Genomic DNA, 21,878 nt, shown 5'->3' with positions numbered 1-21,878 from the left:
CACTCCTCTTATTCGGCTTCATCTACTGTCAAAGACATACGAACAACTAAATCTTCTCCTTCAATCACTAAAGCGGTCAGACCATGCTCTGAGCCAGATCGATGATTCTCTCCATCCTGCCCAGTCCTTTCGATATATGTTCACTTCTCATCCTGCCTTGGAATTGTATCCAGATCTAACGACAGCCGAATCATATCCACACAACGAATACCACCCTCAATGATCTCTTCCTCATAATGTCTCACAAAGAAATCACGATCGACGCCAACAATACGGAATCCACAACGCTGATACAGCTTCAGTTGGTGGAAGCTTGAATTTCCTGTGCCAATCTCCACCGTCTTACATCCCAGTCTACGTGCAGCTTCAATCGCTTCCTTAATCATATGTCTGCCTACACCTTGTCCTTGCAACTCTTCTTGAACTGCAATATTAACAATCTCCACGGTTTCCGGCCGGGTCTTCAGCAAGACGAACTCTCCGACCATCTCTCCTTCATATTCAGCAATAAAACAAACACCCCGGCTCAAGTATTCGTCAACCATCGCTTTTGAAGGATCAGCCATCAACAAAAGCTCATAAGGCTTTTCTTCTTCCCAATCCAAGATTCGGAACGATAATTTCATGATAATCCCACCTTTTTGTAACAATATTCATTTACGTCCCGTTTGCAGAAGCCTATGTATCGGCTAAATCTTCATGTCATGTCACCGTAGCATCAACACGCCATGTAACCTCTTTTAACTCATTCTATGAACTTCCTGCTGCACCTGATTGATTAGAATAGTTGCGAATCAGCATTCCTGACGCTTTGATCATTCCTTGCTTTTCATAGAAATTTTGCATTTCTACATCGCATAACAGATCAATCATATATAGATGCTGAAGTCGATGAAGCATTCGCTCTAACAGAGAAGCCCCGATCCCTTTACCTTGATACGATGGCACAACTTCTAATAACGGGATATATGCACTAAGCACACCGTCTGAAATTGCCTGAATGAAACCAACCACTTGATTACTCTCTTCATCAATAGCTAGTTCTACAGCATAAGACTGTTCCAATAACTTCATAAATGTAGCTAGAGATGGTGGATTCGGCCAACCATCGAAAAAATGTCCTGACAGTTGCTCCACATCTATTTCCTCTATCGAGGATCGAAACGTTACATGCATATAACCAACCCTCATCTCAAAACAAAGTAAATTTCATTATATCATAATATATGGATATTACTATATAGATATGGATGATCTCTTGCTATTGTAGAACTTTATCCGAATAGACTTTAAACGTTTCCTTCAGCGTCTGCCCTGTGGATTTCTCCCAGATCACACTTCGTTCGAATGTACCCTCATGGAAAAATCGTGGGAAACGCTCTGCGAACCAGTCCTGCATCGGAAGATCAAGCGCCTGCTCCAAGGGAATCCATATCAATTCACCTTCGGGCGGATTCTGCAGCAGCTCTCCCTCAAACGCCGTTGCCAGATAGTTAAACACCATATAACGCAATCCCTGCTCCGGATCACAGAACTCATCGAGTCCTTTATACGTAATTTCAGTAACCTTAAGTCCAGTTTCCTCCTCTACCTCTCGCATGGCTCCATCTACAATACTTTCTGGATAATCCACCTTGCCTCCAGGTGCAATGTATCCCGGAAACCCTTTACTGTCCGGGCGATTCATCAATAACACCTTACCCTTTGCCTTATCCCACACCATGCACATCGTCAGAATCTCAATTTGTGTACTCATACGTATCCTCCTGCAATCCTTCGTTGTACATTAACATTTCTGGTAATCCACTGGTTTTTCCTGCTTCGACTGATCTTAATTTCTAACAACACGTAGTCATGCATAATTATTAGAAAAAGCCATGTACCAAAAAGACCCCGAAGAGTCTCGGAGTCTGTCTATCTCAACCTATTTACCACTCATCATTAATGGCTATCTTGATTCAACGCTGTAATTAAAACTCTCCGTTCTTTCCACTCCGCACGTCGATAGGCCTGTAACAGACCGAATTTGCGAATGCTGGCTTTTGGCACGGATTTATAAGGCATGACTACCGTAAACTCTTCCTTAAACGGTACGTAAGACAAGCCAACCTTCTCTTTGGATATCCATTCCGCCCGAATCGGTTCTCTCCCACAAGCATCAAATGTACAGCCTAACCCTTCGGCAAAAAACTCATAACGTGCCGCAGGAGTGCCCGGTTCCTCCATACAGAGAAACAGACTCAACTGATCACAAAAAAGCATAATGTCCACATCACTTTGTAATCTACGTTGTAACTCCTCTCCACCACCTAGCTGTGCAATCCATTCCGATTGCTGCTTACGCTCGCTATTCAGATATTCCCTGATATCTTCATCATCATGTGCATTAGCCCCGAGTGTATTTTGGAACAACTCCGTATACATCATGCTACATAACAATCCTGCGTACACGTTTTTTGCACAGACTTCAGCAATGCCCTTCTGGTAAAATACAAAGCGCGGACGCAGCGGAAAGTCACGGAACGAGTACGGAGACTGACTATAATCATTCCAGAACGGAGCAGCATCCAGTTCAATCCATCCACGATCATGCTCTCTTGCCGCAAGAACAAGCTCTTCAAAGTGACTGGCGTCAGCGAGCAACTCGTGTTTCCAATGCGAAGCCATCTCTCCAGCTACTTTCCCATGCTCTTGTTGTGCGGTCAATACAAAATCATGCTCTCTCTCATAGACGATCATTTGCTGTCACCCTTCCGCATGGTATAATTCGACTCTACACTGCTCCCATGTTATAATTCCCATTTCATTTCAACATGGGATGATGTAAATTGGTTAAAATTACGTATAAAATTTCGGATACCCCGTTATTTATACATCTTCACTATAAGCCCTGGCGCCATTTTAAATGTAAAGGTGTTGTCAGTTCCCTGAAATTTGGTACACTAAAGATTGTGTCACAGATTACATTACATATAGAAAGCGGGATCTCATGAATTTATATTCTCCTTACATCGAGTTCAACCGCAAGGAATGGGCTGGACTGCAAGAGCATCAGACCACAATTCCGCTGACGGAAATTGAATTAGAACAGCTCAAGGGATTAAATGAAGAGGTATCTATACAGGAAGTAAAAGATATTTATTTACCTCTTACCCACTTTATTGACTTATATGCACGTGTCTCACGAGAGTTAAATCGGTTAACTGCCTCTTACTTAAAAAAAGAAGCTGGCCCTGTACCTTACATTATCGGGATTGGGGGTAGTGTTGCCGTAGGCAAAAGTACCGCAGCTCGCCTGCTGCAAGCTCTGCTAGCCAGAGGCAAAAACAATCCCAAAGTCGACCTCGTTACGACGGATGGATTCCTATATCCCAACGCCGTGCTGGAGGAAAAGGGCATCATGAATCGAAAGGGTTTCCCTGAAAGCTACGATATCAAGTCACTCATTCAATTCATGGGTGATGTGAAATCCGGCAAGCCCGAAGTTAAAGCTCCGGTCTACTCCCATCTTGCCTACGATGTAATTCCAGGCGAGGAAAAGACAATCTGTCAGCCGGACATCCTGATCATTGAAGGCATTAACGTACTTCAAATCAAGAAAGAGACACCGTTACTGGTGAGCGACTTCTTTGACTTCTCCATCTATATTGATGCAGAAGAACAACATATACGCCACTGGTACATTGAGCGGTTCAAGCTTCTACGCAATACCGCGTTTCAGAACACAGAATCCTTCTTCCACAGCCGTTTCGCCAATATTGGCGAGCATGAAGCCGTGCAAACCGCTAGTCAGATCTGGCAAGATATCAATGCCAAAAATCTGCACGAAAACATTTTGCCAACGAAGGGACGAGCCAGACTTATATTGAAAAAGGAAGCTGATCACTCCATCCAACGTATTCAATTGCGCAAACTGTAGTTGACGGGTTCGGAACACTCCATGTTCCGAATACCACCATATGAAGGAGATATCCCTATGCAAACGTTAATCATATTAGGAAGCATTATGATGTTTCTGGCCGTAGCCTTGGGTGCATTTGGAGCACATGCACTTAAGCGTAAATTGTCCGCTGACATGATCAAAATTTACGAGACGGGTGTCCAATACCACCTGATTCATGGACTTGGACTCATCATCATGGGACTGCTGGCTGATCGCTTGGAACAGACTTCGCTTGTATTGCTCGCTGGATGGCTTTTGTTCGCAGGCATCATCCTGTTCTCAGGTAGCCTTTATGTACTCAGCATTACAGGTGTACGTAAGCTTGGTGCCATCACTCCATTAGGCGGAGTCGCATTTCTCGCAGGATGGGTAACCTTATTGATTACAGCTCTGTAATTCCTACACCAATACATTACAAGAAAAAGAGTGTTCTAGCTGTTGACTAAAGCACTCTTTTTTTTGCTTTTCAATTCGTCCAGATTCGACGAATCGAAGGCGCTAACTCATCTGCTGCCGTCCGCTCCAGTACATATACATCCGGATTCGTTAGAGATTTCCACGCTTCGAAGCCGAAGGATGAATCGTACTGACGGATGATCAGGGATAATAAATTCCCGTGAGTCACCACTGCAGCGCTTGATTCGGATCGTTCCCACAACTCATCCAACACGTTCATGCCACGTGCTGTTGCCGTACGAGAAGATTCGCCTCCTTCTTCCGTCCAGTCTTCGTCAGTGTATGTACGTCTTAGCGAATCCATCCAGTTTTCCAGATGTAGAGTGCTTAACACTCTCTCCTGAAGGCGTTCATCCGTATGGATCTGCTGGGACAACGCTAGGCTAAGCGGCATCGCCGTCTGTAGCGCCCGTTTCCAAGGACTCGAAGCAATATAAGTGATGTCATGTTGTCCAAGCACCTTTGCTAGCTGCACAGCCTGTTGCAATCCTTCTGCTGTAAGCTCGGACTCGGGTTCCTGCCCCGTCGCTTTGGCATGTCGAATGAGATAAATGGACTTCATATCTTATCCTCCTGTTAAACGAGATTACAAGTTGCTCATTTGAAGGTATTGTAGGGCTCGTTTCATATTATCCCGATCTACCGATTTTCCAGAGGAGCTGAGAAAAGTAATCTGATCTTCTGTCCACACACCGTGCTGCTCAGACAGCTCAAGGAGCTGTTGCAGACGATTAACCGTGCCTGTGCTTCCATCAATGATTCGTACATGTGCTGGAAGAACTTTGCGAAGCATAGCGGTGTAATATGGATAATGCGTGCAGCCAAGTACCACAGTTCCATACTTGTTCAGATCAAGATCCGCCATTTTCATGCGAAAATATGCGGTGACCTTCTCCTCATCAAAATCCAATCGCTCACACCACTCAACAAGTTCAGGAAGCGGGATGGAATCTACAGTGTTATGGTCATCCACACGAGATACCAGTTCATTATATTTGGCTTGACTCAGGGTTAATGCCGTGGCAAATACAAGTACTCTTTTTCCACTCTCACGATTCATCTCCACTGCTGGCTTCACCGCTGGTTCCATACCGATGACCGGAATGTCGATTCGGGTACGCAAATCCTTCACAGACAAACTGGTTGCTGTATTGCAAGCAATGACGATGGCTTTTACATTTTCGTGCAGAATCGCATCTACAGCATCAAAAATATGTCCTCTTACCTCATCTGCAGCTTTGGGTCCGTAAGGAACATGTAAAGTATCTGCGTAATATATAAACTGTTCTTCAGGAAATTGTTGCAACGCTCGATGTAACACCGTTAGACCACCAATGCCTGAGTCAAAAAATGCAATTTTCTTATTCAAAGGTTTCACCTCTATAACGTATTCTTTCAGGCTCCATCGAACCCGGTATTCCTGCTCATGATGACTGGAGGTGAGGTATGTTGATTCTTCCTTCATTTTATACTGCATGAGCCAGTCTCTGCCACTGTTCCAATGCTCCGCCGTACGATCTTCTCCAAGTAAACTCGTCACTTGCCTATGCCATATCCATTCATTCAGATCGTGATCCTCACCCCAACAAGTTATGTCAGGGGAAGCACCCATTTCTCCTCCGTAAGCTCCTGTCCAGATAAGAACTGCCGCTTGGTCTCGACCACATGAAAACCAAGAGATTGATAGAGTCTGCGTGCTCCTGTTAAGTCTTGATTAGTCCATAATAAGATCGAAGCATAGTTTTGTTCTCTGGCAAACTGAATAGCATGTTCAACCAGCTGACGCCCCCACCCTTCATTACGAACTTCAGGTTCAATGAGAAACCAGCGTAATTGAGCGGTGTGTTCATCCAGTTCAACGAGCCCAATGCAACCTGAGGCAACTCCGTCCAGATCAACAATCCAGATCATTTGCTTCTTGTGATGGCAAGCACGACCGAACTCCTGAACAGATTCCTCAATGAAAATAGCAAAGCTATGATCATAATTATACTCATTTCGATAGATACGGATATGAGCTTCAATGACATATTGTAAGTCCTTTTGTTCAAAAGTTCGGATCATTGGCCTGACACACCTCTGTTCTGTTCAGATAAGACTTATCTATAAGTGCGTGTTCGAAAAGGTCGGTTTTCAGTACCAAGAAGATGGGCTGAAGCTAGAAATGGAGTAGCGGAGCGTAGGCAGGACTACGTGAGCAACAGACATTTCGGCTGAATCCCATATTCGATGCTGAGATGCCGTCAGGCATTCTTCGTAATCAAAAGCGGACTTTTTGAACAACCTCTATAAGACTCAGATCGAGCATACCTGCATATCCACCTATTCTCTCAATCATTTTCCATTATACGGTATATTCCTGTGAGATACGAATTGAGATTGCGTAAATACGAATGAGCATTACGTAGCAGTAGACTCGGCTGTCTGCTATTGTTTCGTATAGAAGTAAGTCATATAAGCTTCATCATATCCCTGACCGTAAACTTCCAAGGCATTTTTTTCGATTCCGTATGTCTCAAAGCCCGCTTGTTCATATAAACGTTTAGCTGATCCATTCGTTGTAACAACACATAGATTGATTTGTTTCAATCCCTCTAGCTGTCTCCCTCGCTCAAGCACCTCCTGAAGTAGACGAGAAGCCACTCCAAGTCCACGATAAGCAGGAGTCACATAGACACCCCAGATCATGCCTTTGTGTCTTAACTTTAGCCCATATTCTCGCTTGAACCCCATCATTCCTGCTAGAGAACCATCCTGGGCGTATGCTCCAAGAATGTAATCATCCGGCTCATTATGTATGCGTTCTTGCACCTCAGTCATGGGGATCTGTACTGAAATCTCAAACGAAGCACCGAACGCTTCAGGATGATTTTTGAGCGCTTCTAGTCGAAAAGGCCAGTAGTGCTCTGCATCATCATGCACAATATTGCGAATTGAGATAGATTCGTTGGAAGAATCTTTGCTCATACCTTACCACTCCTTGCAGTTCATAGGTTCATTATTCGTTCTACTCTCTCGTTGACTGGTTATGGAATATCTTCTGCTTACGAGCAGCATCACGCTCCATCGCCTCTTTCACAGGATCTTGTTTAGGCAATTTACTATTTATGCGCAGAAGAAGTGTAATAATGATCAGCAGTAGAACAATTACAATGAATTCAAACAGTTCAAGCACCTCCCTGAAAGTCCACTTCACATTCTAACCATCAGCTGCCTATCTTTATTTTCATTTCAATCCACGGGCAATAATCCACTCGAACCACTTCCAAGGTAATAGAGCCTTACCAATGATCAGCAAACGAGAGCCCTTGCCCAAGGCATAACGAAGTCGTGGGGAGCGCATCTGTCCGACCCGAACGATCAGATCTGCCACCTCCTGCGGATCAGGCGCCGTTTCGCCTGTACGGCGGGAGTAGCGAAGCACTGCATCCAGCTGCTTGCTGTAAGGTGACTGCTCCTGCTGACGAATCTCACCTATACCCTTGTTCCATATGGGGGTGCGATAAGCGCCAGGTTCTATCAATACAGCCTTTATACCAAATGGCGACATCTCATGGCGTAAACTTTCTGTGAAACCTTCCACAGCAAACTTAGAGGTAGCATATGGTGCATATCCTGGAAAGCCCGATAACCCACTAACGCTGGAGATATTAATAATGAATCCGCTTCTTTGCTTACGCATCACTGGCAGAACAGCGCGCGTAACCTCAATAAGTCCAAACAGATTCGTCTCCATTTGTCTTCGCCAATCCGCCATAGGTACTTCCTCAATGAATCCTCCAACTGCAAAACCTGCATTGTTCACCAACATATCAATCCGGCCGAACTGCCGAAGGATCTCATCCATCGCCTCCGTTATCGAATCGGGATCAGTGACGTCCAAGCGTATGTAACGTAATTGATTCGAGATTCCCGCTTCTGCGGCTAGCCTCATGATCGCTTCCTTACGACTGAGGTCGCGCATTGTTGCTACAACCAGATATCCGCTTTTCGCCAAACTGATCGCTGTCAGCATCCCAAATCCACTAGATGTGCCGGTTATTAACGCTACCGGTGCATTGTCCATCTTCATTCTAAGAGTCGTCAATATACTCACCTTCTTCCTCATTCCGTTTGCCGAGCGAATTCTAGGTCCATTTATCTCCACCACAACTTGCAAATAGAATAACAGAAGGACAGTCGTCGCTGTCCCTCTCATCGTGTTTCTGTATGGTTATGAACCATTTATTCTTCAGAACAAACTTTCTTCGTGAGACTGAATTGCCGTGAAGATTAATTCTTCTGCTTGAGGATCTCAGCAAGCGCTGTATCCAACGTATTATATGTGAATACGAAGCCTTCATGCTCTAATCTCTCGGGAATGACCCAACGACTTTTGAGCACAAGTTCTGTCTCCGTGCGAATGATGCGAGCACCGAATTCTAACATCCAGCGCGGTGAAGGAAGCCCCCATCCCACATTCAATTGTTGTCTGAGCGCTGCCATCAATTGGCGATTGGTAACAGGATGAGGTGAAGAGGCGTTGAATACACCTTCCAACTGAGAATGCTCCTGTAAATAGATCACCATCCGAAACAGATCCTCGATATGAATCCAACTGAACTGCTGCCGCCCAGAGCCCTGAGAACCACCTAGTCTAAAACGAACCAGATTCGTTAAAGGCTCCATAACCCCGCCATTCCCCAGCACAATGGCAATTCGTAGTGCAACCTGCCGGGTAGAAGGCAAACTGAATTCAAAAAAAGCTTGCTCCCATGCAGTAGCCACATCCACAGAGAAGCCTGTACCAATCTCCCCGTCCTGTTCGGTCATAGGTCGATCCTCAGCATGTCGATATATCGTTGCTGTGCTTGAGTTAATCCATAGTTTAGGAGGGTTGTTGCAGGCCAAGACACTCTCCCCGAGGATACGTGTGGTTTGTGTGCGGGACTCCAGAATGATTCTGCGATTCTCTTCTGTGTACCTACAGTTCACGGATTTGCCAGCCAGATTAATTAATAACTCGGCATCTTCCAGCGCTTGAATAATGCCTGCTCGATCCTCCCAGGCTATATGACCAGATTGGCGTGAGATAATGAATACCTCATAACCTAATCGCTTAAATCGCTGAGCAAAATCCTGACCCACAAAACCAGTTCCACCTGCCAAAACGACCTTATTCATTCCATCCCCTCATTTCCAAATGGGTATAAGACGATTAACGTAGGATTCGTGTTCACAACGCAACGGAATTAACAAACAACCTTTTACATATGGCTAACACAGCATCAGCTAGTTTCATAATCGAATGAATATCTATTTTGCTCCCATAGCAGCATACAATCGATCACGCTCTTGAATCGCCCAATCATTGGCAGAATTCTGCTCCAATTGGTATCGCAGCTCATCATAAAAATCATGGATCATGAATCCATCCGGCAACGCCCCGAGCATAGCTTCAAAATGATACTCCGGTAAAGCTCGACGTCCTTCAGCGATCTGCCTCAACCAATCCATCCACATCGCCAGTGTCAGCACTTCTTCTTGCCACAACTCCGCCTGTAATCCGAGTGCGTCCTGAAATTGCTCATACGTCGAGTTATCTGGATATTGACGGCAAGCCTGTACAGCAAGCTCATACAGCTCACTTACTGCAGGACGAACATTCGACTGCAGCGTAATCTCCAAGCCATTCATGAAATCCTGAACCTGAATGGTCTGTCCGTCATCGTATAATAATGGCGCCTGTGCCAGTAGACGTACAATTTCTTCCATCTCGTTTATTGTAATCTGGTTTTGTTCGTATAAAGATACTAGTTTAAATGCAGTAATGACCGTTCACTCCTATATCTCGTTCTTCTATATTAACGCCACATATTATATCATGGTTTGGCTTTGAAATATTTGAACACTTCAATCGTTTCTTCCAGATCTTCAGAGCTTGAATAGATATTCATGACTTTGCCAATCTCGATGCCAAAATCAACATAAGCATTAGCCTTAGCCGTTATAATGTGGCCATCTACGACAACATTGGTATTCATATACACTCCTTGGGTAGTGATGTCTCTCATCTGCGCCTCTGCGTTAGTCGTAAAGCATTTCCCCTCCAGCACTTCTGCGTGACCAAGCAGTAATGTTCCAGAACAGATAGCTGCAATTGGAGTCGTTTGTTCATTCAGGATGTGAAGAAAGTTCATCAACTCTCCTCTTTTAAGAAGTGAGGTTACATCCCCTCCGGGAATAATAAACAGCTCCACCATGGATGGATCAACCTGATTCAAGATCAGATCCGGATTGACGGACAACCCTTCATACGAACGAAGTGCCCCTTCATCCAATGCAACGGTAATTACGTCACCTTGGGTTTTCATGAAATAACTGGCTAACATAATTTCAAACGAAACATAGCCTTCAAATAACAAAATGTGTGTCTTCATTGTATTCGATTCCTTTCTTCCCCCACGTTCTTCCAACTATATCCTATTGTACTACATATTTCTGTTCTTATAATAAAAACAGCCACAGAGCGCATTTGGCACTCCATGGCAGTAAATCTAGATCAACGCCTTGATCACGGCTAAATATTCACGAATCATATTGATTGGTTTGAGGTAGCCTGGCGATGAAGCCGAGATGCCATATTCAGCAGAGTAACCACTTTTAACCGCTAAATACTTGGCACGGAACATGTGATAATCACTTGTAACAATCATGATCTCAGGGTTCACTATCCCGGATTGATCAATTATCTTTTTGGAGAAAACTAAATTCTCTCTTGTCGAAGTCGAGCGATCTTCCATAATAATCCGATTGGCGTTAATCCCTTGAGTCATCAGATACGTTTTCATAGCAAGGGCTTCCGTGATGTCTTCTCCTGGCCCCTGACCTCCGGAAACAATAACGGGGATCTGCGGATGGGCTTGAATATAATCCAGACCAGCATCCAATCGTTGTTTGAGCGTAAGTGATAGCTCGGTTCCTTTAATACCCGATCCTAATATGATGATATAATCCGCTTCTTCCTGATCATTTGCACCCAATTGGGTAAATACAAGAGCTTCAATAATAATAAACGAAACCGCTACAATCCCTAGTCCGGACAAAATAATACGTTTCAGCACAACATGTTTCTCGTAATTGATACGACGCAATATCATAAAGGCCACACTGATCGCTCCAAAAAACGTGACTGCAAAATTCCTACCCCAGAACACTAGAAATATAACTAGACATACAAGTAAAATAATATCAATGAAAAGTCCTTTCTCTCGTAAAAATGTTGTAATCTTCCTCATGCTTCTCCTCCGTATGCCTTGATTATCTTGAGCTCAGGCCACCGTTGTTGCCAGCACTTCTTCTCTACCCGTTGATTATAATAATCTGCATCCATGAAGAACGGGCTTTTGCGGACGATCAACTGATACAGATCCTCCAATCCATGTGGAGCACAGATGCAAATATTATCTCGCTCGTCAATCCGTACACCTATAGCTGTAACGATCTCAGGCCAATACCTGAGGGCATCCTCTGTCGACTTATAAGGCTCGGCATGGTTACGCAGATGCATCTTTGCCTGATTTTTCACAGACCACTTGGGATTCCCAGTCATCTGTTGAAGCTCTTTTTCCAGTGTCGTATCCCGAACTTCGCTTATATCTTCTGCATCATAATAGACTACATCAATATCGTCGTGTAGCTCACGATGATCGTATCCATGCAGTTCATCCCATATATAGTTACGGACGTATCCTGCTCCAATGTAGCACTGCGGCAGATGAAGACTGCGAACATGTTGCAAATCTTGCATCATGATCTTATTTTGCTGAATGGACTGAATGCATCTCTCTTCGTGCAGGATATGAATCCTCTCCTTGCTTCTCTGAATCTACTCTTTAATCCCTTACACACTTATTCATTTAAAACATTCATGTCAAATATACCATGTTTATATATGCTCGATAAAATCGACGAGGTTCTCAGTGCATTGATATATTCACATAAATTGACAATTCGGACGATTGGCTATAACATACCAGGTATAATGATCGTTCTATCTTCTAGCGGAAGGAGTATGATTAATGATGAGCAGCAAAAAGGAAATGCTGTTAAACGTAGCTGAAAAGTTGTTCTATCTCCATGGATTTCATGCCATTGGCTTAAAGCGTATTATTACAGATGCCGAGATCGCGATTATGACACTATACAATCACTTTGAATCGAAGGATGCTCTTATTGTCCAAGTGCTTCTGCGGCGGGAGCAACGCTATCTCGAACAACTGCGGCAATATGCGGATAATCAATCGAAGCCTCTCTTCCTTAATTTAGCTGAAGGACATGCACGCTGGCTCATGGAATATGAGAACAGAGGATGTTTGTTTTTGCGTGCTAAAGAGGAGTTCGGAGCTGACGCCAATCATGTCATCGTACAAATCGTAAATGCACACAAAAAACATGTAATGACCCTGATCAAAAAATTAAATCCCTCGGTGAGTAACCGAGATCTGTTGCAGTTTATCCTGCTACTGGAGGGCTCGACTGCACTTGCCGAAACGGAAGATGTTAATGAAGTCTGCAGAGAACTGATTCACATGACGGAAAAAAGTTTCAAATCCTAGTACACAGGGTGAGTTAGTATTTCAACTCACTTTTTTATTTCGCAAGAAATATAATGATCGTTCTATCTAAAAGGCGGTGAATAAAATGAAGAAAATTATCTTTCCAGGCATTGCACTTATCGCTGTATGTTACGCTTTTGGGCGTTTCAGTTATGGGCTGTTTATGCCGGAGATCTCAGAAGCGTTGCAATTAAACGATGCTGCTTCGGGCGCGATTAACTCGGGAACCTACATTGCATACTGCCTGTCACTTCTGACTGCTCCGTTGATCATTAATCACAGAGGGCATCATTATGTTCTTCAATTGGCTGGGATCAGTGCCGTGCTTGGATTAATAGGTATCGCTCTGTCTCAGAATGCATGGGTGCTTGCACTCGGTATCTTTCTCGCTGGTCTGAGCACAGGCTGGGCGTCCCCCGCACTCGGCAATACCGTTAATGCCGAACTTGCACCTCATCTGCAGGCGAGAGGCAACAGTTGGATCAATACAGGAACCAGCTTCGGAATTGTTGTCTCTGGTCCACTCTATTGGCTGTTCACCGATTACTGGCGTTTAACGTACATTTTATTTGCCGCGATTGGCATTGTCGTTCTGTTATGGAATAGACGAGTCATCCCAGCGACCAAAACGCTTCCTTGCACCAAATCGATCTGGGCATGTATGAGACCAACCAGACCCGGTGCTGTGTTACTTATGGCTTGCCTGTTAACAGGCTTTAGTTCTGCAATCTACTGGACGTTTGCCCGAAACTTCCTTACAGACGAAAAAGGAGCCTCCGATTCGGAAGCTGTCCTGTTCTGGATCGTTATGGGAGTCATGGGCATACTCGGTGGATGTGCTGGTCGTATTATTGAACGGATTGAAATCCGCCGGGCTTACCGACTAGGCATTCTGCTCTTATCCCTCTCACTTGGGGTTATCCTGCTGCCTTCGATGACTGCTAGTCTGACTTCAGCGATCATGTTTGGCAGCACATATATATTCCTGACTAGTGTATTTATCGTTTGGGCGACAAGACTCTTCACGCCAAATGTGTCCATTGGGATCAGCCTTGCCTTCCTCGCACTCGGCGTTGGACAATTCTTAGGCTCTTCCATGGCAGGCTACACCATTGAAACGTTCTCCAACACAATTGCGTTTCTGACTTTTGCTGTACTGGGCTTATTTGGATTATTGATTCGAGTAAAATAAACTTGCGGACACAGATATCCGTCACTTCACGATGCGAATATCTGTGTCCACACCATATTGAAGCTCTACCTCTGTAAATGTTGACTTGCTTCCCTGTCCAACAGGAGATTGCGCGACAATACCCACCTTAATCTCTTCAGGACAGTCCATGCCGAAATATCGAACCAGCTTCCACTTCACGCCATCCTGTGAATAATGAAACGCAAAGCTGTTGCCTGCGCGCGCAATGCGCAAATATGGCTTGTTCACATCTACAGGGGATGATACGCAATCATCCGAATTCTCCCGTGTCACAACACTCAGAATAGAAGGCTGACCTTCGAAAAATTCAAAACACACTTTAGCCCAGTGTACATCATCCGCCATAATCATCAGACATCCAGAATCATACTGTTCTCTCATATCGACCTCTACTCTTGCAACGATACTGAAATCGCCCTTAATCACTGTATGTAGGTATGGTGCAGAAGCTTTTACCGCCGCACCCGCCGGATCAATGAAAAAATCACTTACCGGTGGAACCGTAATTGTGACTTCTCCATCCTGAATGAACCACTCCGCTGGCTCATTCAACCATTGTAAATTGGAGGATAACGTTTGGCCTGAACATTGCTCAAATAGATTCATGAATTTCAACACCTCTGGTCGTTGGATTAGGAAAGCTCGTTTCTCTATCGTATTCGTTAAACAACGGGATTTATCCTGTAAATAAATTGAATTGAACGAAAGAATGATTTTTTTTACACGGATTTCCTACGACTCTATCTAAGTACGTGTTCCCTTCGTAATCTAACGCGACCTTTCTGAACAACCTATATAAGGCTCAATTATGCGCTCATCCCATACCTGAACTTCAATGTAACGCTCGGGGCCAAGATCGCCCTGACGGTTCCACTCCTGGGGCCATCCATATTGACGGATCACGTCCACAATTTCGCTTTTGGTATACACCTGTCTTTCCGTTCTCAATCAACATGTGAACCTCCCCTTTCATCTTTGATTAGGTTAGATACCAGCATAACCAACAACAGACCCAAGTTCTTAGCGAAGAACTTGGGTCTTGCTGTATTAACCAACGATTCCAGAACGCTCGATACTTTCAACGAAATACCGCTGTACAAACAAATACAAAATAATTAACGGTGCAATTGCGAGCAAAATGCCAGTGTCTACAATCATCGCAACATAGTTCGGGTCTGCCTTCATACCAGTGTTGGAACCAAAGCCCATCAGTTGCGGAATCAATTGGTTTGCCTGTGCAGGTAATGAAGCCACCTTAAGTGAGATAAGCGGGCTCTCGCTCATGAACAATGCCGAGTAGAATGTATCGTTATACTGCCATACAAATGAAAACAGAATGACTGTAATCAATGGTGATATGGCATTGGGTAACATAATTCTAGCAAATGTTCGAAATCCACCCGCACCGTCAATCAATGCGGCTTCTTCAATCTCTTTAGGCATGCCTTTGAAGAACTGACGGAAAATATAAATGAACAAACCTGCCTTTAGCCCTCCCGCAGTTGCTGCTGTAATAATGGAAGGCCAGTACGTATTGAGCAGATTAATCCCATCTCGCCCGGTAAACAGATGAATAATACCCATAAAGTCGAAACTACGGAAGTGCAGATACATCGGCACCATCAAGGTGCTGGTTGGCACCAAAATCGTAAGAATGACGAGTACAAATAACACATTACTGCCCGGAAAAGAAAAACGTGCAAACCCATATCCAGCAAGAGCACAAGATATTGCCGTGAGTATGGTGGTGATGGTTACAAATAAGAGCGTGTTCGCAAGCAAAGGAAGGTAATCCATCACCTGCGCCGCAAGTTTAATATTATCCAACGTGAAATGCTGCGGAATCATATAGATTGTTGGATTATAAATATCCTGCTTATCCTTGAAGGTAACCGAAATTTTGAGAAACAATGGATATAGAATAATAAACGAAATTCCAATGACCAGTGCATATCGGAAGATGGAATAGAGCAGATCCGATGTTTTGTTTCGCACCCTATGCATATGAACGTTTTCTTTGGGGACGACTACCATGCGATCTGTTCCGGACGCAGCCATAGTCTAATGCCTCCTTCAGGCGTAATCTAATCGGTCTGTTAGTTATAATGAACTCGCCGGGACAACACCCAGCCGACAACAACCAGCACGAGTCCAATGACGATCGTGTATAGCCAGGACATCGCCGAGCTAAGACCGAAGTTTTGGGTTTTGAATGCCGTCTGATAAATAGCCTCCGTAACCGGACTTCCAGCAAATGAATCGATAATAGTATAGATCACATTCGTCAGAATCAGCGGGCTGACCATAGGGAATGTAATTTTCCAGAACGACTCATAAGCTGTCGCACCTTCAATCTTCGCTACCTCGTACATCGAACCAGGCACCGATTGCAGTGCGGCAAGAAAGATCAGAATCTGTACGCCTGAACTGCTGACAATCTCGTAAATACGCATAATGGCTTCCACAATATAATCAACATAAGCCATAGGTAATCCCACGTCAGACAGCATGCGCACAATGGATACAACGTTGAAGGAAGCACCTCCGTCCACAGACGAATCAATTGCAGAAGCATCCCCCATCATATTGATCAATCCCGCAGACTCAGCCGCTGCTACTGCACTTGAAGCCAGAATAACGGGAAGAAAGAAAATCGCACGCGCCATCGTTCTCCCCTTAAATTTCTGATTCAATAACGTCGCCGTGAACAAACTAAAGAACAGGATCATCGGAACATTCAGCAGCATCGCACCGACCGAATCTAACAAAATACGGTTAAAGGTGGCATCGACCAGGATTGCATCCTTGAAGTTTTTCAACCCAACGAAATCCAGTACATATCCTCCAGGGGCAACCGATAAATTACTCAAACTGAACCGAATCGATTGCAGCAACGGTGTTACGAAGAGAAAGATGAAGCCTATCAGCCAGGGTGAGATAAACGCAAGGCCAAGCAACGCTCTCCGTGATTTTAGCGATAATCGAATCGTTCTCATCGGTTGACTCCTTTCAGCGCGTAATCCGCCGCATCCACAACGATGTTATCCACCGTAACCGGCTCAGAGGTATAGTTAACGAGGATCTGTGCACCACCACTGTAATTGACCTGCACGACCCCGTCCTGTATCCGCTTATGGTCTACAATCGTTTGGGTTCTCAAACCACGGAGTACTTCATTGGCTTCTTGATATAGCTCTACAGCCTCATCCACCCAGTATGCATAGTCCGTAGCATACGCCGAATCGTAATTCGTCAGCTTCATAAGTGACGATGGTTCATAAGTCCATTGAAATTGCGGTGCTGCTCCGAGCTCCAGACTACGCAGCAATTGTTTGCGTAGATCTTGATCTCCCGATGTATTCATAGGTGAGCCAGCATAGTCTTTGTATCCATGAATGACCATCTCGTAAAAAGGTACTTCCTCATCGGTGATATTGAAACGGCTTGAGCCTCTTGGCACATCCACAATATGCTGAGCATAGCCCCAGGCATATGCATTAGCCGATGAAAGCATCATATTCGGGTAAGTCTGCTGTAACTTTTCAAGCTGTTCTTGCACAATGTTCTTCGCCGTCTCCCTATGAATAACCCGACTATCCCGATAGTCCGAGCTTAACACCTGACCGAGATCACGCAGGGATAACCCTTGTAGCTCCAACTTGCCAACCTTCTCAGCGAATTCACTGACTACATAGGGAAGCTTGGCTGCTGAGAGTAGGTAGTAATCGTCTCTGCTCTGATCCATTCGGTTCAAGGCAGGATTGTATGGATACAACTGGGCAGTCTCCTTGGTGACAAAACGCGCCGCATCTGCGGAAGGTGCAAACCGAGAGTCATTGTGATAGATATGCTGAAAGGCCACATCCGGGAAAAGCGCACCCCCTGATTCACGCAATTGTTCAGAGAGCTGCTTCAACTCCGACGAACTTCCCACTTCCGAATCCAGCTTCACTCGTGTTGGCGTATGGTGACTGTATCCTCCACCAAACCATCCCTGATATCTCATTTGCACATGCTTCAGACCCTTTTGCTGAAGTTCTTCTGCAATGGTACTCGCCTGCTCGTAAGTGGTCATCGCTAATGTAGTGCGATAAGGCACGCCAAGAAAAGAAGCCCTTTTGTCCACCGCACCAAGCACGTTCACATAGAAAGGAATATCCTCTTGATCAACCAATGGTTTCAATACATCTTGATTCATTAGCTGTTGCTGATATAACCTCGCCATTCCGGAATAACTGGCATCATTCCCTTGAAGGAATTGATAGCGTACCTGAATATCTCCACGAAACGGCTCTTCACTAAGCAACTGAATCTCCTGTATTTTCTGTGACGTATACATTTCCAATTCATCTTCACCGCGTAAGGAGAAGCTGCTATATACATGGTTGTAGCTATTTTGTCTGCCACCGATATCCGCTGCGATGCTAGCCATCGCATCACCCTTCTCAATGATGGCAAACCAAGCACGATCACCGTTCTTCAGTCCAAAGACAGGCATATGAGCAGACTCACTTACTTGAGGACGACTGAGAGAATTATCGTTGGGATCCATACCGTAGACACGTTGAACATACTGCTCTTCCTTGATCTTCCCATTGTTCAGATGGATCAGGCTGCCCGAACCGTCAGGTACAAACATATATCCCTCTTCCTCAGCATCGGCAGCACCAAAATAAGCGAGCAGATCGATATTACGAATACGGTACTGCCCACTCTCTTTTACCTGACTCAGTGGTACCGTTACAAGAAGTGTTCCTTCCTCTAACCGGTACTCTACTGGAATTTCGAAACTAGGCTTCTCCGATGTGCCTCCACCCTCGACACCATTCTCCTGATTGTCATAGGCTAGATCTTCTTCGCTGTATCCTGCGGTCTGGAATGCATCCAGCATCTTGTTTAGAACAAGCTGTTTAGATATCTGTCCGTCCAATCTTTCAAGTACATCGGGATTCGCTTTGCTTGGATAATAACGAGCAGAAGTGTATCGCGCTGCAGTTTCATCCAGCTTGGAAAGTACCTTCTCTTCCAGCCGCTGTTTACTGATCAGTTTAGGCAACGCATTAATGCCAAGCGATGTATCTCCGAGGGTATAATTCACGCGAACTCCCTGTTCAATGTTGGATGCGACAAATTGTTTGTTACTAATACTGGAGCTAAAATTAGGGTAATTCTCCAACGTGCCAATTGCGTCTCGGAAGGAAACGTTGAGCTGAGAGGATAACACCTCTTTCTCATATCCCGAGGCCAGACCATCCTCATTCCGCGCTTCCGGATTGCTGTACCAGATCTGTCCGCTATTTCCGTCTCGAACCGCTATTTCGGTTGTCTCTTCATTGTAGTAGAGCGCGAGACCCGCATCCTCGGCCACCAGCTTCATACCCGGTACGCCCTCAGATGAGTCTGTCAAGAAACGAAGTGCCTCCACCTCGGTTGGCTGCGCTTCTGTTGTCGTCTGGACATAAGCTGCAACTTCTACAGCAGGAATGCCCCGGTTATTTATATACAGCAGCCCGGCTGCAATCATCACCACAGCTATACCGCCGGCCAGCACCGTATATAGTCGTTGCTTTTTGTTCACCGATGCCGCCTCCTTTACGTCCGAAAAATCAATTCGCGATAGATATTGTAGCCAAATTCGAATAGTTGCTGAAGCATGCTAAACACCAGCGCACCAAGGAAAATGATAATCCCCATAACAATAACGGTCAGCACCATCGTAATAACGGTTTTGATAACAGTATACTGGTGTACCGTCATTGTACCGATGAACAACAAAAGCACAAACCAGATGAAGGCAATCGTCGTTGCTAGATAATAGAAAGCCGTTTCTTCCTGAACCATAAACCGACTAATCACAATCATCGGTGCATAAATCAAAATAAGTGGGATAAGCGAGTAACCTGTCGCCAGCACAATCTCTTTGAATTTGCCTTCACCCTCCATCAGGGTTGTGATAGCCCAATTGGCTGTACACCAGAGAAAGAACGGCACAACAATCGTTAAGATCTCCTGAATGCTGTTCAGTGTCCGCGGGTCCGAATAGTTGACCAGAAAACCTGCGTACTGTTTTTGCAAAATCATAATCATAATCGTCAGCACGAGTGCACTAAAAGCAACAGCTAACCTACCCCGGTTATCCGACTTCAGATCCCAGAATGCATCAATGGGGTGAAAAATGAGGTGCAACGGAAACTTAATGTAATCCTGCTTCACGATCGATCTGCCTCCTCCGTTTCCATTTAACCGCCAATCGAACAAGGATCAGAACAAAGACCGCCACAATAGCAACCGTTAGAAATGTGCCAAAATTCTCCTTCATGACCTCTCTCCGATGTCGTTTGAATGCGACAGAATAACTCTTGCGATCCATGCCTAGCTCGAAGTAACCAAGAGCCTCTTCGTTTTTCTTCTCCATCAGCAATGACTTACCGATGCCGATATATGCGATATCATAGTTAGCGTTCAGCTTAAGCACCTCTTTCCAGAGATGCACGGCCTCCGTGTCCTCGCCCTGATAATGCAGAGCAACAGCCTGATTCACCGTTGAACCGAATCGAGTGGGCTCATAGACTACCAAATTGCTTTTGCCCCGATCCAGCACTAACGAATGATCACCGGATTGCTCAATCGCAACAGGAGTCTTGAGTGTACCGACCTGGTTACCCTTGCCCCCGTAGATATACAGCAGATGGCCTTCATCATCGTAAGTGAACACTCGGTTCTGCGTGGCGTCCAGCACACTATACATGCCGTTGCCTAACACCTTCACATCAATTAACTTGGATGGGCCGGTGCTATTTCGGAAACGGATGTCTCCCTTGACATCGTAGTAACCGAATCGTTTGAGCACATCCTCGCCCGAAGGATTCAGCCGCTTGATCGGCTCGTTCGAACCTGGATCAATATTGGTGGCGTATACGAACCCTTTATGGTCGATATCTGCATTCGAGAACTCGGTAGGTACAAATAGAACCATCTGAGCCCGCTGAGCTTTAGTTGAAAACATGCGCCAGATATATTCGCCATAGTCCCGTTCAACCTTATTTGTTCCTACATAACCAATGAATTGACCGTTCTCATCAAACTGCATAATGCCCTCATATACACCTTGTGCCACAACGTATACCCGGCCCACACGATCCACGGTCAGCTTCAAAGGCTGAAACTGAAAATCAGTCGCCAAAATGTCCGATTCTGGCTTCGTAATGGTATGTACCAGGTTCCCTTCTGCATCTAACACTACGACGCGACTGTTGCCGGTATCTGCAATGTAAATCTGTTCATTTTCATCCACAAATAGTCCGCTCGGAACGCTAAATGCCTCCTTGCTGCCATCCAGCATAAAACCATCAATAACCCGTAAGAGCTTATAGTTCGCGTCCAAGACGACGATACGGCTGTTCCCACTGTCCAAAATATAGATCTGACCAGATGAAGAGACGTTCATATCACCAGGATCTTTGAATTCGCCAATTCCCAGATCACTGCCTGAGATCGTTCGCTGAGGCAGGTAAGCATCCGGTGAAGGAACGGCTTCTTTCCAGTAGTTGTAGTTATAGCTGTCATACGGCGCCGGGGAGGCTGCCGCAGGCATGGCATTCACCAGCAACAGGGATACTGCCGCCAGAAGACTTAGCCATCTTTTCACTGTGCGTGCCATATCGTTCCC

Annotated in this window: 26 protein-coding genes; 4 read left to right on the top strand and 22 right to left on the bottom strand. The window is 45.1% G+C overall.

Going from position 1 to position 21,878, the window contains the following annotated elements:
- Window positions 1–140 precede the first annotated feature (140 nt).
- From M3636_RS12825 to M3636_RS12810, 4 genes are all read right to left on the bottom strand, one after another.
- A complete protein-coding gene (locus M3636_RS12825) occupies window positions 141–626 on the bottom strand; it encodes a GNAT family N-acetyltransferase (RefSeq protein ID WP_128101040.1) in 486 nt (161 codons plus the stop codon).
- Window positions 627–750: 124 nt separating this feature from the next.
- Window positions 751–1,176, bottom strand: coding sequence for a GNAT family N-acetyltransferase (locus tag M3636_RS12820; protein ID WP_251382806.1), 426 nt, complete (start codon window positions 1,174–1,176; stop codon window positions 751–753).
- Window positions 1,177–1,261: 85 nt separating this feature from the next.
- Window positions 1,262–1,756: an 8-oxo-dGTP diphosphatase gene (locus M3636_RS12815; RefSeq protein ID WP_128101038.1), complete on the bottom strand. Its 495-nt coding sequence runs from the start codon at window positions 1,754–1,756 to the stop codon at window positions 1,262–1,264.
- Between the two features lie 185 nt (window positions 1,757–1,941).
- On the bottom strand, window positions 1,942–2,739 hold the full coding sequence (locus M3636_RS12810) for a DUF3891 family protein (protein WP_128101037.1): 798 nt from the start codon (window positions 2,737–2,739) through the stop codon (window positions 1,942–1,944).
- A 250-nt stretch (window positions 2,740–2,989) separates the two neighbouring features.
- On the opposite strand from M3636_RS12810, the gene coaA reads away from it, so the two are divergent.
- A complete protein-coding gene (gene coaA, locus M3636_RS12805) occupies window positions 2,990–3,919 on the top strand; it encodes a type I pantothenate kinase (protein ID WP_251382805.1) in 930 nt (309 codons plus the stop codon).
- A 57-nt stretch (window positions 3,920–3,976) separates the two neighbouring features.
- Entirely contained in the window at window positions 3,977–4,339 is a 363-nt protein-coding gene (locus M3636_RS12800; protein WP_251382804.1) for a DUF423 domain-containing protein, read from the top strand.
- A gap of 70 nt (window positions 4,340–4,409) precedes the next feature.
- Here M3636_RS12800 and M3636_RS12795 read toward each other — a convergent pair whose 3' ends face one another.
- From M3636_RS12795 to M3636_RS12745, 11 genes are all read right to left on the bottom strand, one after another.
- Complete coding sequence (locus M3636_RS12795; RefSeq protein WP_145409146.1) at window positions 4,410–4,961, bottom strand: histidine phosphatase family protein; 552 nt, start codon at window positions 4,959–4,961, stop codon at window positions 4,410–4,412.
- Between the two features lie 24 nt (window positions 4,962–4,985).
- On the bottom strand, window positions 4,986–5,768 hold the full coding sequence (murI, locus tag M3636_RS12790) for a glutamate racemase (RefSeq protein WP_251383069.1): 783 nt from the start codon (window positions 5,766–5,768) through the stop codon (window positions 4,986–4,988).
- Window positions 5,769–5,989: 221 nt separating this feature from the next.
- Window positions 5,990–6,463: a GNAT family N-acetyltransferase gene (locus M3636_RS12785; RefSeq protein WP_251382803.1), complete on the bottom strand. Its 474-nt coding sequence runs from the start codon at window positions 6,461–6,463 to the stop codon at window positions 5,990–5,992.
- Between the two features lie 363 nt (window positions 6,464–6,826).
- Window positions 6,827–7,366 (bottom strand): GNAT family N-acetyltransferase, encoded by a 540-nt coding sequence (locus tag M3636_RS12780; protein WP_251382802.1) that lies wholly within the window; start codon window positions 7,364–7,366, stop codon window positions 6,827–6,829.
- A 40-nt stretch (window positions 7,367–7,406) separates the two neighbouring features.
- Complete coding sequence (locus M3636_RS12775; RefSeq protein WP_251382801.1) at window positions 7,407–7,595, bottom strand: hypothetical protein; 189 nt, start codon at window positions 7,593–7,595, stop codon at window positions 7,407–7,409.
- A 30-nt stretch (window positions 7,596–7,625) separates the two neighbouring features.
- On the bottom strand, window positions 7,626–8,465 hold the full coding sequence (locus M3636_RS12770) for an SDR family oxidoreductase (RefSeq protein WP_251383068.1): 840 nt from the start codon (window positions 8,463–8,465) through the stop codon (window positions 7,626–7,628).
- Window positions 8,466–8,671: 206 nt separating this feature from the next.
- A complete protein-coding gene (locus tag M3636_RS12765) occupies window positions 8,672–9,562 on the bottom strand; it encodes a TIGR01777 family oxidoreductase (protein ID WP_251382800.1) in 891 nt (296 codons plus the stop codon).
- 132 nt (window positions 9,563–9,694) lie between these two features.
- Complete coding sequence (locus tag M3636_RS12760) at window positions 9,695–10,153, bottom strand: hypothetical protein (protein ID WP_251382799.1); 459 nt, start codon at window positions 10,151–10,153, stop codon at window positions 9,695–9,697.
- Window positions 10,154–10,260: 107 nt separating this feature from the next.
- Window positions 10,261–10,818 carry a DJ-1/PfpI family protein gene (locus tag M3636_RS12755; RefSeq protein ID WP_251382798.1) on the bottom strand — a complete coding sequence of 186 codons (558 nt, stop codon included), beginning with the start codon at window positions 10,816–10,818 and terminating at the stop codon, window positions 10,261–10,263.
- 117 nt (window positions 10,819–10,935) lie between these two features.
- The gene (locus tag M3636_RS12750) at window positions 10,936–11,676 is read right to left on the bottom strand and encodes a YdcF family protein (protein WP_128101029.1); all 741 of its coding nucleotides are present in this window, start codon (window positions 11,674–11,676) and stop codon (window positions 10,936–10,938) included.
- Window positions 11,673–12,191, bottom strand: coding sequence for a nucleotidyltransferase family protein (locus tag M3636_RS12745; RefSeq protein WP_251382797.1), 519 nt, complete (start codon window positions 12,189–12,191; stop codon window positions 11,673–11,675). The genes M3636_RS12750 and M3636_RS12745 overlap by 4 nt, the downstream gene beginning before the upstream one ends.
- 268 nt (window positions 12,192–12,459) lie before the next feature.
- Here M3636_RS12745 and M3636_RS12740 point away from each other — a divergent pair, with 268 nt between their 5' ends.
- Together M3636_RS12740 and M3636_RS12735 are read left to right on the top strand one after the other, a co-directional pair.
- Entirely contained in the window at window positions 12,460–12,996 is a 537-nt protein-coding gene (locus M3636_RS12740) for a TetR/AcrR family transcriptional regulator (protein ID WP_251382796.1), read from the top strand.
- Between the two features lie 85 nt (window positions 12,997–13,081).
- Window positions 13,082–14,188, top strand: a complete 1,107-nt coding sequence (locus tag M3636_RS12735) for an MFS transporter (protein WP_251382795.1) — start codon at window positions 13,082–13,084, stop codon at window positions 14,186–14,188.
- A gap of 21 nt (window positions 14,189–14,209) precedes the next feature.
- On the opposite strand, the gene M3636_RS12730 is transcribed toward M3636_RS12735, so the two are convergent.
- The 7 genes from M3636_RS12730 to M3636_RS12700 form a co-directional block, all read right to left on the bottom strand.
- Window positions 14,210–14,815 carry a DUF1349 domain-containing protein gene (locus tag M3636_RS12730; protein ID WP_145409137.1) on the bottom strand — a complete coding sequence of 202 codons (606 nt, stop codon included), beginning with the start codon at window positions 14,813–14,815 and terminating at the stop codon, window positions 14,210–14,212.
- 162 nt (window positions 14,816–14,977) lie between these two features.
- Window positions 14,978–15,157 carry a hypothetical protein gene (locus M3636_RS12725; protein ID WP_251382794.1) on the bottom strand — a complete coding sequence of 60 codons (180 nt, stop codon included), beginning with the start codon at window positions 15,155–15,157 and terminating at the stop codon, window positions 14,978–14,980.
- Between the two features lie 99 nt (window positions 15,158–15,256).
- On the bottom strand, window positions 15,257–16,267 hold the full coding sequence (locus tag M3636_RS12720) for a carbohydrate ABC transporter permease (RefSeq protein WP_251382793.1): 1,011 nt from the start codon (window positions 16,265–16,267) through the stop codon (window positions 15,257–15,259).
- A 38-nt stretch (window positions 16,268–16,305) separates the two neighbouring features.
- Window positions 16,306–17,205: a carbohydrate ABC transporter permease gene (locus M3636_RS12715; RefSeq protein WP_128101024.1), complete on the bottom strand. Its 900-nt coding sequence runs from the start codon at window positions 17,203–17,205 to the stop codon at window positions 16,306–16,308.
- A complete protein-coding gene (locus M3636_RS12710; protein WP_251382792.1) occupies window positions 17,202–19,787 on the bottom strand; it encodes a DUF5696 domain-containing protein in 2,586 nt (861 codons plus the stop codon). The genes M3636_RS12715 and M3636_RS12710 overlap by 4 nt, the downstream gene beginning before the upstream one ends.
- A 14-nt stretch (window positions 19,788–19,801) precedes the next feature.
- Window positions 19,802–20,422 carry a Yip1 family protein gene (locus M3636_RS12705; RefSeq protein ID WP_128101022.1) on the bottom strand — a complete coding sequence of 207 codons (621 nt, stop codon included), beginning with the start codon at window positions 20,420–20,422 and terminating at the stop codon, window positions 19,802–19,804.
- Window positions 20,403–21,869 carry an NHL repeat-containing protein gene (locus tag M3636_RS12700; protein WP_251382791.1) on the bottom strand — a complete coding sequence of 489 codons (1,467 nt, stop codon included), beginning with the start codon at window positions 21,867–21,869 and terminating at the stop codon, window positions 20,403–20,405. Before M3636_RS12700 ends, M3636_RS12705 begins: the two co-directional genes overlap by 20 nt.
- Window positions 21,870–21,878 lie beyond the last annotated feature (9 nt).

The organism is Paenibacillus sp. MER 99-2 (assembly GCF_023714095.1).
Classification (GTDB): domain Bacteria; phylum Bacillota; class Bacilli; order Paenibacillales; family Paenibacillaceae; genus Paenibacillus.
Note: the sequence above shows the minus strand (reverse complement) of the source record. Positions and strands in the feature narration are given on the sequence as shown.